Source organism: Deferrisoma sp. (assembly GCF_054681715.1).
Genome location: NZ_BAAHFQ010000113.1, coordinates 1 through 9,610, shown reverse-complemented (window position 1 = coordinate 9,610; position 9,610 = coordinate 1). Strand labels below are relative to the sequence as shown.

Sequence of the window (9,610 nt, the reverse complement as noted above, 5' to 3'; positions counted from 1 at the left end):
CCGGTCTCGCCGGTGATGAGGCAGGGGAGCGTGGTGGCGGCGATCTGGCCGATGCGCTTGTACACCTCGACCATGGCCGGGGAGTTCCCGATGATCCGGTCGCCGGGCGACGGCGCGTCGGGCCCGAGGGACACCGCCGACCGGGTGAGGGCCCGTTGCTTGCGGGCCGCCTCGATGAGCGCCCGTACGTGGGCCACGTCGAAGGGCTTCACCAGGTAGTCGTAGGCCCCCCGTTTCATGGCCTCGATGGCGGTCTCGGTGTCGCCGTAGGCCGTGACCATGACCACCGGCAGGTTCGGAAACCCCTCCCGCAGCCGGTCCAGGAGCCAGAACCCGTCGCGGCCCGGCATCCGGATGTCCAGGAGCACGAGGTCCACCGCCTCGGGGTCGGCCTCCACGGCGGCGAGCCCCTCCTCGGCCGTGGCCGCGGCCCGCACCTCGTAGTCCTCCCCCAGGGCCCGGCCGAAGGAGTACCGGATGCCCGGGTCGTCGTCCACCAAGAGCACGATGCCCATGGCTACCTCGGCTCGAAGGCTAGGAAGCTGGGAGGCCGGGAGGCTGGGAGGCGGATTCCGGCCCGGCCCCTTCCCCGTCGTCCACGCCGGTTTCCCCCCGGATCACGAACCGCGCCCCGCCGGCCGCGGTGTCCTCCACCTCGATCTCCCAGCCGTGCTGGAGCACGGCCGAGCGCACGATGCTCAGCCCCAGGCCCATGCCCCCCTCCCGCTTCGAGAAAAACGGCTCGAAGATCCGGCCCCGGATCTCCTCGGGGATCCCCTCGCCCTCGTCCTCGACCCACAGGGTGAACCGGCCGTCACCCCCGGACCATCCCACCCGCACCGTTCCGCCGGGAGGCGAATGGGCCAGCGCGTTTGCCACCAGGTTGGTCAGCGCCTGCTCCAACCGCTGCCGGTCGGCCCACACCCTCGCCGGCGGGCCGGGGAACGCCTGCAGGCGCACCCCCCGCTCCCGGGCCGCCACGGCCTGGGCCTCCACCACGGCCCCGAACACGTCCCCCAGGTCCACCGACCCGGGCCTGAGCGGCCGCGGCCGGGCGTAGGCCACGAACTCCTCGAGCACCTCGTCGATCTTCGCCACCTGGCTCGCCAGGAGCTCCAGGTCCTGGCGGGCCACCTCGATCCGCTCTCCCCCGTCCCGGGCCTCCCGGACCATGGACTCGATGAGGAGACGCACCGTGGTCAGGGGGTTCTTGATCTCGTGGGCGAGCCCGCCCCCGAGGTGGGCGAGGCTCTGGAGCTCCTCGGCCCGCCGGGCCCGGGCCTCGGCGTCTCGCACCTCGGCCACCAGCCGCTCGATCCGGTCGAGCATGGCGTTCACCCCCCGGGCCAACCGCCCGGCCTCGCCCCAGGCGCCCTCTTCGGCCCGCACCGAGAGGTCGCCCTCCCGCACCCGCCCCACCACGGCCTCGAGCCGCTCGATGGGCCCCGCGAGCCAGCGGACCAGCAGTAACGAAGCCAGGAGCCCGCAGCCCATGACCGCGGCCACTCCCACCCCGTACCGGCGCACAGCCGAAAGGTGGGGGGCCTCCGGCCCGAGGCGGCCCAGGAGGACGTAGTGCCCTCCGATCTCCCGGCCGGTTTCCGCCGGAACGGCGCAGGCCACCATCCCATCCGGTCTTCGACCGGGGCTCCAGACCGGCGTGCCGGGCCGTGCCAGGGCGCGCCGGGCCAGCGACAGAACACCCGTGTCCACGTCGCCCCCCCGCGCTACGAGCACCCCGGCCGCGTCGAACACCAGCGCGGCCACCCAGGTTTCCGGGCTGTTCCGGGCCATGCCCTCCACGTATCGAGTCATCCGGCCGGGGTTTCCCTCGGCGAGGGCGTCGGCGGCGAGCAGGGCCCCGAAGCCCGCGGCGGCCCGGGCACGCACCTCCAGGCTTCGCAGGAGGAGGTCCTGGGTCGTCCGGTACAGCGCCACCGCGGTGAACCCGGCCCCCCCGATCGTCACCGAGGCCAAAAGGAGCACCAGCATCTCGAAGAGCCCCAACCGTCGGGGGTGCTGCCCTTCCCTTGCCATCATGCCAGCCTACCCGTCCTCGACCCCGGAGCAAAGCCCCAACAAAACGGCGGGCCCCGAGGGGCCCGCCGCGTTCCCATTACGCACCCTTTCGCACACGTGCCTTTCGGCTCGCCACCCGGGCGATCACTCGCCGGCCGGCGCCTCGATGCCCTCGACGACCCGGCGGGCCTGGGTTACCACGGCCACGGCGAAGCTCGGGTTGTGGATGCCGTGGCTTCCGTCGTTCTCGATGAGGAGGTAGTTCCACCCCGCCTTGGCGATGAGCTCACCCGGGCCCTCGCCGTCGGCGGCGCCGTAGGTCAACAGGGTCCCGTCCTCCACGTTCACGTGCCGCAGCTGGAGGTGCCCGTACACGATCTCCTCCCCGCCGCGCGTGACCTTCACGTCCATCGCCTGGCGGCCGTGGGAGTCCGCGAAGTGGGTCACCTCGACCTGATCACCGGTTTGCAGGATCACGTCATCCAGTGTAGCGCTTTCGTCCGCCGGGTCGGTCATGTTCGTCAAGGTGACGGTAAGCCCCTGGTCAACGTAGGCCATCAGGAGCTCGGCGATCTTCTGGCGCAGGGCTTCACCCAGCAGGTCGACCTCCACGCCCACGGTGTTTTCCATCTCCTCGGCCGTGATCGAGGTGTGGCAGTTCGCGCAGATGTCCTTGCTCGCGTAGAAGGTGTGGTTCGTGCCGCCCCGATTGTACGCCAGGAGGTCCGGTGGGGGGGTCTGCACCATGTGGCAGTTGGCGCAGGTGTCCTCGATCAGGCTGTGCTTGCCCCGCACGCCCACCTCCACGAAGAAGGCGTTCTGGCCCATGAGCACATCGGCCTGGGCCCCGCCATGGGGGGCACGGCCGTTCACGATGACCTCGTCCAGATCCTGCTCCACCACCTCACCCCGGCGGGTGTTGTGGCACACCATGCAGATGGCACCCCGCCCCGCGTTCACCACCCGGTACCCGGCGGCCAGCTCCGGGGTGTCGTTCTGCACGCGCACCGTGGCGTTGCCGCCGCCCGTGCCCGACTGGGTGCCGATGGCGTGGGGGTCGTGGCAGGCCACGCAGGTCTGGGGCTGGATCTCGTCCGGGGTCCAAGCCACCTCCGGCGTCTCGCCCGGATCGAACCCCAGCTCTGCCCAAGCGATAAAGCCGTTGGCCGTATGGCATCGGGCACAGCTTCCGCGCGTCCCCTCCTCCAGGGCGAGTTCCATGTTTGCGTGGCCGCTCAGCTGCCACTGCTGGAACCGGGCGTGGCGCAGCGGCTCGCCGTGGCACACGGCGCACAAATCGGAGGACAAGCTCACCCGGTTTCCGATGCCGTTCGTGTGGGCCCCACCCGCCCCGTTGGGGCCATGGCAGTTCTCGCACTGGATGTTGGAAAGCCGGGCGATCTCCGGAAAGTTCTGCAGGAATTGGTTGAAATTGTCGCTCCCGCCCGCCGGGTGCCCCTCGGGGAAGAACTCCTCCAAAAACAGGTCATAGGTCGCGAGATCGTCGAACCCGGCATTCGCGGCGGCGTCGTCCCACCCCACGGTGTGGCAGACGAAGCACCCCTCGCCGTAATGGCCCGCGGAGCCCCGGTTCAGGTTGTCCGTGAAGATCTCGGCATGGCCGGTGGCGGGCCACTCCTCGAACTCGTGGTATGCGGTGGCGGGGTCCCCATCGTGGCAGCCCGTGCAGGCCCCAAGCACCGGCCGGCCGTCCCCGTCGAGGGCCGTGAGGCCACCTTCCCACCGGGCGGCGTAAATCTCTAGCGTTTCCCCGCTGTTCGCCTCGGTTACGGCGTAGAGGCCCGGCACGTCCGGGGTGAACTCGGGGTTCCGGGTCTGGGCGTCCACCAACTGCGCGGCGGACCCGCTGGGCGCCGTGAGGCTCCAGTCGTAGTCCTCCTGCTCCGCCCCCTGCAAAAGCACCGGCACGCCGATCGGCGCGTTCCGAAGGCCCGCGGCTGGGCTCCAGGGAAGCTCGGTGTGGATGTCCACCGTTTTCGTGTAGGTGCCCGAAGTGGTCTCGACGGTCACGGTGAGCCCCACGTGGCCGGCCTCCTCCAGGGCGAAGGGGTTGATCCCCAACACGTAGAACCGGTCGAGGAGGAACTCGCGCCCCTCGCCCTCCTCCGGCACCGGCACGTTTTCGGGCAACTCGTCCGGGCCGATGGCCGGCTCGTCGAGGGCCTTGAGGAGCTCGGCCTTGTAGGCGTCGCGGTCGGGGAGGGTGATCGTGAAGGTACCGTCCTCGTTTTTCTCGATCGCGACCTCCACGCTGTTCGACTGGGTCACCCGGATCTCCTGGACCTGGGACCCATCGTAGGGTGTGACCGACACCGAGGCCGTCATCGTGGCGCCCGGCTGCGCGTCGCCCTCGAGGGTGACGTCGACGACCACGGGAGAGTCGGGGGCGAGGGCCACGTCCACGGTGCGCGTCTCACCGGCCGTGACCGCCACGCTTTCCGTCTCGGCCGCGAAGCCGTCCTTGGCGAACGTGAGGGTATAGGGCCCGATGGGCAGGTCGGGCAGGCTGTACGCGCCGTTGGCGTCGGTGGTGGTGGTGCGGCCCCCTGGCTCGGCCGTCACGGTCACACCTTCCAGGGCCGCCCCCGCCGCCTCGTTCGTCACGGTGCCGGTGATGCTGCCCACGCTGGTGCCCGGAGCGCCGTCGTCGCCGTCGTCGCCGGCGCAGCCGCCGAGGGCCAGGGCGCCGCCCAGGGCCAGCACCCACGCAAACCTCCAAAGTCCTGCCTTTCGTCTCATGGCCTCTCCTCCTTTTGTTTGAGGGGTGATTCCGTCCGATCGCTCACCGCTCCCCCCGCCACGGTTGGGCCGGTCGCGCGCCAGGTTTTTCCGCATGCAGACCTCCTCGATTTGGACTTTCGACGGGCAACCCGTTACGGGTTGTTCCACACCTTGTCGTGACAGGCGAAGCAACTCCAACCGTCGCCCCACGAGCCGTTCCGGGGCGCCCGTCCCCCCTCGAGGGTGGGGCCGTGGCAGTACGAAAGGGTGCAGGAAGTGGCGTCGCCGCCCCGGTCGTTCACGAAGTCCCCGTGGGCTTCCAGGTCTTCCCCCGGTAGCCGGCCAAATCGGGCCCCGATGGGATCGCCGTCCGGGTGCACCAGTCGCTCGTCCGTGGCGGCTCCTCCGAGGTGGCAGTCGGCGCACCCGGGGGGCGTGCCGGGCTGGAGCACCCCTTCGTTAAGCACGTCCGCGTGGCACTCGGCCAGGCAGGAGCCCACGCCGATCCGGCTCACGGCCACATGGTCGTTCTCCCATCCCTCGGGGTGACGGTAGGCAGCGCCGGGCCCCGCCGGATGGCAGGCGCTCGCCGTCTCCGCGGAAAACGGGGCGAAACAACTCGGCGCCTCCGGTTCGGGGCTCGGGGCCGTCGTCGTCGTCCCGTGACACAGCCCGCACGCCTCGAGCCCGTCCCGGCCCACGATGCGGTGGGAGGCGGCGTAGGTCGGGTCGGGATCGTTCGCCCCCTGCCATCGCGCCGGGTGGGCTCCGGCCTTCGCGTGGCACTCGCTGCACCCCACGCCTACGAACCCACCCGAGAAGGACCGGGTGCCGGGCTCCCCGTGGCACGACTGGCAGCGCGTGAGGTCCTCCACCGCGCCGGGCCCGTGGAGTTCGGGGGCGGAGAAGGGCAGTTGGTGGGAGACGGCGCCGGGGCCATCCCCGTGACAACCGACGGATTCCCCCTGCGCGCTCGTGAACGTGGCCGAAAAACAACCGGGCGCCTCGGGCTGGGGCGACGCCCCTGCGGCCTCCACCGCGTGGCACAGGGCACACCCGGTGTCCATGGCGGCCGGAGGAGTTCCCCGGTGAGTCTCGAGGTAGCCGTCGCCGGCGTCCTCCCGAACCCACCCGATCGGGTGAGCCCCCGCGTCCGGGTGGCAGCCGGAGCAGTCTCCACCGGGCCGGCCGAGGATGGCGTGGTCGGCGACGAAACCGCCGTCGAACCGGTTCCCATGGCTGGCGTGGCACCCGGCGCATTCCCTCAGATTCGCCCGGGCGGCGCGGCCATGGGCTTCCGGGGCGGAGTACGAGGCGGGGTGCGGGGCCGGCGGGCCGGCCTCGTGACACGAGGACTCGAAACATCCGGGCGCCCCCGAGAGTGAACTGCCCCTGAGGTCGGCGCCGTGGCAGGCCGCAGCGGCGCACCCAGTCCAGGACCACGCCCTCGCGAACCCCCGATGGTCCGCCAGAACGTCGTCCCAGTCGGCCGGATGCGCACGGAACGGCGGACCCTCCAGATGGCAGGTCAGGCAGTCGGGCGCGCGGCCGCTCCCCCGGTAATCTGCACCGTGGCACACGGTGCAGCCCTCGACCGGTTCCCCTGCGTGCAGGGAGACCCAGCCGTCGGGGTGGGCAGCCCCGTCGGGCAGATCGCCCTCAGTGGCGCACCCACCCGCCAGCACGGCGCCGACGAGCCCCAAACCGAGCAGACACGAAACGAGCTGGCGCATGCTGCGATTCTCCTTAGGCCTGGCGGCGCGTCACCCGTGGCAACGGGCGCAACTCTTGGCGGTCTTGGGATTTCCGTGGCACCGCAAGCACGAGGTGGGATCGAGCCGAGCATCGATGCGGTGCCGCGAGAGGTAATCGCCCCGGTGCGGAAGGGCCCGGTAGGTCTCCGCCTGCCGGAACACGGAAGGCTTCAGCTCCACGCGGGTGGCGTGGCACTCGTTGCAGAACTTCTGGGCATGGCACATGCCGCACACGGCCTCGCTTCCCTTAACGTGTAGCCGATGCTCCTCGGCCCATCGCAGGCCGTGGTCGAAATCGCGGTACGCCAGGGAGTCCCCCACGGGATCGTGGCACTCGGTGCACACGGGATTCCCTCTGCCCAGGGGTTCCGGGTGCGCCGTCGGGAGCACGCGCTCTTGCATCACGGCGCACGCCGAAACCGCGGCCACCGCGACCAGGAACGGGATCCACCGAACCGTTCTTCGCATGGGTATGCTCTCCGCGCAGGCGGTGCCGTTCAGGGCACCGAAAAGGTCCATTTCAGATTCACCAGGGCTCGGACGTCCTTGTCGTAGTACGGGTCGGCGCTGTAGTCGGCCGAGAGGCTCGCCTCCAAACGGTCATCAAGCGCCCGAACTCCGCCGGTGAGGGAGCCGTACACCGAACTCCGATCTCCCCCGATCTCCTCGTCGTAACGGGCCGCCACAAGGTCCGCTGAGCCGAACCACACACCCCGGCTCGCGTAGGCCCAGGCCCGCCCCAGGACATACCGGTGTTCGTCCTCGTCTCCCTGGGCCCGGCCCACCTCTGCCCCAACCCAGGAACTCTCGCCGAACGGGAATGCCCCCAAAAGACCGCCGTAGCGGGCGCCTTCATCGCGCTCCGTATAGCGGTACTCCCGCCAACGCGCCCCCACCTGCGCCGATCCGCCGATCGTCCACTCCGCGTCGAGGCCGAACAGGGCCAGGGTTTCGTCCTGCGTCCGGAGGAAACCCAGCGGGCCGGACCGCGTGGTCGCGGCCTCGGGAAACGCCTCGAGTTCATACCGTTCGAACCGCGGGGTCAGGGTGAACGGCCCAACGTACACGGGCAACTCGGCGGTGACCTCCTGGGTCCCCCCGTCCGCCGTGTTGAACACGCCGCGGGCTCGCAAGCAGGCCAGATCCCCAAGTCGCACGGTCCCGTCCGCCGACGCGAGCTCCTCGACCCTGTCTCCATCGTCGTCGGCCGCCTGGAACGACACGCCGAGATCCCACAACGAACCCCAGCGATGCGCCACCCGCGCCCCCCAGAGGCGATCCCCGGAACGGCCGCCCGACGCGTCGAACGCCGCGGGCATTCCACCGAACGCCTCCACCGAGAAGCCCCCCGCCAGGCCCGCCCGTGCGACGACCCCGTCGATCACCTCGTTGGCCGGGCCCGAGAACAGGGACGTCCTCCCGGCCCTGACCTCCAGGTCCCACTGCTCCGGCGCGTAGCGCAGATACCCGTATAGGAGTTCGCCGGCCGAATCGTCCTCGAACACTCCGGCGCCGTCGAAGCTGTGCCGCCCCCATCCGTAGGCGTGGAACGACACCGGCCCGATGCCGGCGAGGTCCAACCCGAGGTACTCGTAAACCGGAAACGCCTTGGCGTTCTCGGCGTTTTCGGTGTCCCGCTCCAAATGCCGAAGGATGGTCTCGGTCGTCACGGTCGCCTCCAACGCGTACCCCCATCCGGGTGCGACCGCCAGCACCGCGGCGCCGATCCAGGCTCCTGCCCTTCGTTTCATCCGGCTCCGCCTCCTTATCTATGGGGCGCACAAACCCCCTATCCAAAAGTTCCCGACGTGGGTGCTAAGCCAAACCAGGCCCGCGGCTACGCCTCCCGGAAATCCATTTAGGCGAACCGTCGCGCGGGTCAGGGCACGATTCTCCAGAAAACCGATGTGCGTATCGCTTGTGCCCTCTAGCACATTCCGTGCCGCGGGGTTGCGCCAGGAAAACACTAGGAGATTCCAGCAAGGTACTGTGGGGCGGAGAAGGGCCGCCGGTCAGTTCGTGACCAAACCGGACTGCGGGGGTGATCAGACCGTGACCACCCCGCTGGCCGCCTTGACGGGCCGGAGACGCGCGGGCAGAGTGGCGGGCCAACCGAGATCCGGGGAGGAAACCGTGGGGAAGCCGGTGCTGGAAGCCCGGGGGCTTAGGGCCTGGGCGGGGGGATCCGCCGTGGTCGAGGGGGTGGACCTCGCCCTGGGGCCGGGGGAGGTGGCCTGGATCGGGGGGGCGTCGGGCGCCGGGAAAACGACGATGCTCCGGGCGCTCGCCCGGCTCGGGCCGTGGGAAGGGAGGCTTCTCCTTCGGGGGGAGGACGCGGCCCGGATCCCGGCCCACCGGTGGCGGGCCCGGGTGGTGCTCGCGCCGTTTCCGCCCGTGGCCCTGGGGGCCACGGTGGCCGAGGACCTGCGGGCCCCCTGGCGGTTGCGGGTGCGAAGAGGGGGGCCGGTGCCGGACGACGGCGCCCTGGAGCGGGAACTCGGCCTCCTGGGCCTCGGGGAGATCGGGCTCGACCGGCCCACGGCGGAGCTCAGCCAGGGCCAGCTGGGACGGCTCGCCCTGGCCCGGGCGCTGCTCGCCCGGCCCGAGGTGCTCCTCCTGGACGAGCCCGCGGCGAACCTGGACCCGGAGGCCGCGGAACGGGTGGCGGAGCGGCTGGGGCGCTTCGCGCGCGAGGGCGGGGTGGCCGTGGTGGCCGGACACGGCGAGCCGTGGCCCGGGGTCACCCGGCGGTTCCGGATCGCCGGCGGGCGGCTGGAGGCGCTCCCGTGACGGGCGCGCTGCCCATCGGCCCCTGGCAGCTCGCCCTCGCGGCCGGGTTCCTGGCCGTGGCGGCCGGGCTTTCGCTCGCCCTCTCCCTAGGGCTCACCCGGTCGCTCCTCGTGGCGGCGGCCCGGGCCTACGCCCAGCTCCTCGCCCTGGGGCTGGTGCTCCGGTGGGTGTTCGGGGTGGGCACCCCGTGGCTCGTGCTGGGGATCCTGGGGCTCATGATCGCCGTGGCGGCCCAGACCCTCACGGCCCGGGTCCAGGCGGCGCCGCCCGGGCTCTTCCTGCGGGGCCTGGGGGCCCTGGCGGTG

The 9,610-nt window shown here is 71.2% G+C and carries 8 protein-coding genes; 2 read left to right on the top strand and 6 right to left on the bottom strand.

Features of this window, described 5'->3' with window-relative positions; genetic code table 11:
- The 6 genes from ACY0I8_RS13500 to ACY0I8_RS13475 all read right to left on the bottom strand — a co-directional run.
- On the bottom strand, positions 1-515 hold a 515-nt coding region (locus tag ACY0I8_RS13500; RefSeq protein WP_461395170.1), incomplete at its 3' end, for a sigma-54-dependent transcriptional regulator.
- Positions 516-534: 19 nt separating this feature from the next.
- Complete coding sequence (locus tag ACY0I8_RS13495; RefSeq protein ID WP_459941533.1) at positions 535-2,040, bottom strand: sensor histidine kinase; 1,506 nt, start codon at positions 2,038-2,040, stop codon at positions 535-537.
- A gap of 123 nt (positions 2,041-2,163) precedes the next feature.
- Entirely contained in the window at positions 2,164-4,779 is a 2,616-nt protein-coding gene (locus ACY0I8_RS13490; protein WP_459941532.1) for a carboxypeptidase regulatory-like domain-containing protein, read from the bottom strand.
- A gap of 134 nt (positions 4,780-4,913) precedes the next feature.
- Positions 4,914-6,494, bottom strand: coding sequence for a hypothetical protein (locus ACY0I8_RS13485; protein ID WP_459941531.1), 1,581 nt, complete (start codon positions 6,492-6,494; stop codon positions 4,914-4,916).
- 30 nt (positions 6,495-6,524) lie between these two features.
- Positions 6,525-6,983: a cytochrome C gene (locus ACY0I8_RS13480; protein ID WP_459941530.1), complete on the bottom strand. Its 459-nt coding sequence runs from the start codon at positions 6,981-6,983 to the stop codon at positions 6,525-6,527.
- A 29-nt stretch (positions 6,984-7,012) separates the two neighbouring features.
- Positions 7,013-8,266, bottom strand: coding sequence for a hypothetical protein (locus ACY0I8_RS13475; protein WP_459941529.1), 1,254 nt, complete (start codon positions 8,264-8,266; stop codon positions 7,013-7,015).
- A 382-nt stretch (positions 8,267-8,648) separates the two neighbouring features.
- Between ACY0I8_RS13475 and ACY0I8_RS13470 the strand changes: the two genes are divergently transcribed.
- On the top strand, positions 8,649-9,305 hold the full coding sequence (locus ACY0I8_RS13470) for an ABC transporter ATP-binding protein (RefSeq protein WP_461395169.1): 657 nt from the start codon (positions 8,649-8,651) through the stop codon (positions 9,303-9,305).
- Positions 9,302-9,610, top strand: a 309-nt coding sequence (locus tag ACY0I8_RS13465; RefSeq protein WP_461395168.1) for an ABC transporter permease, incomplete at its 3' end; no start/stop codon positions are given. The genes ACY0I8_RS13470 and ACY0I8_RS13465, both read left to right, overlap by 4 nt.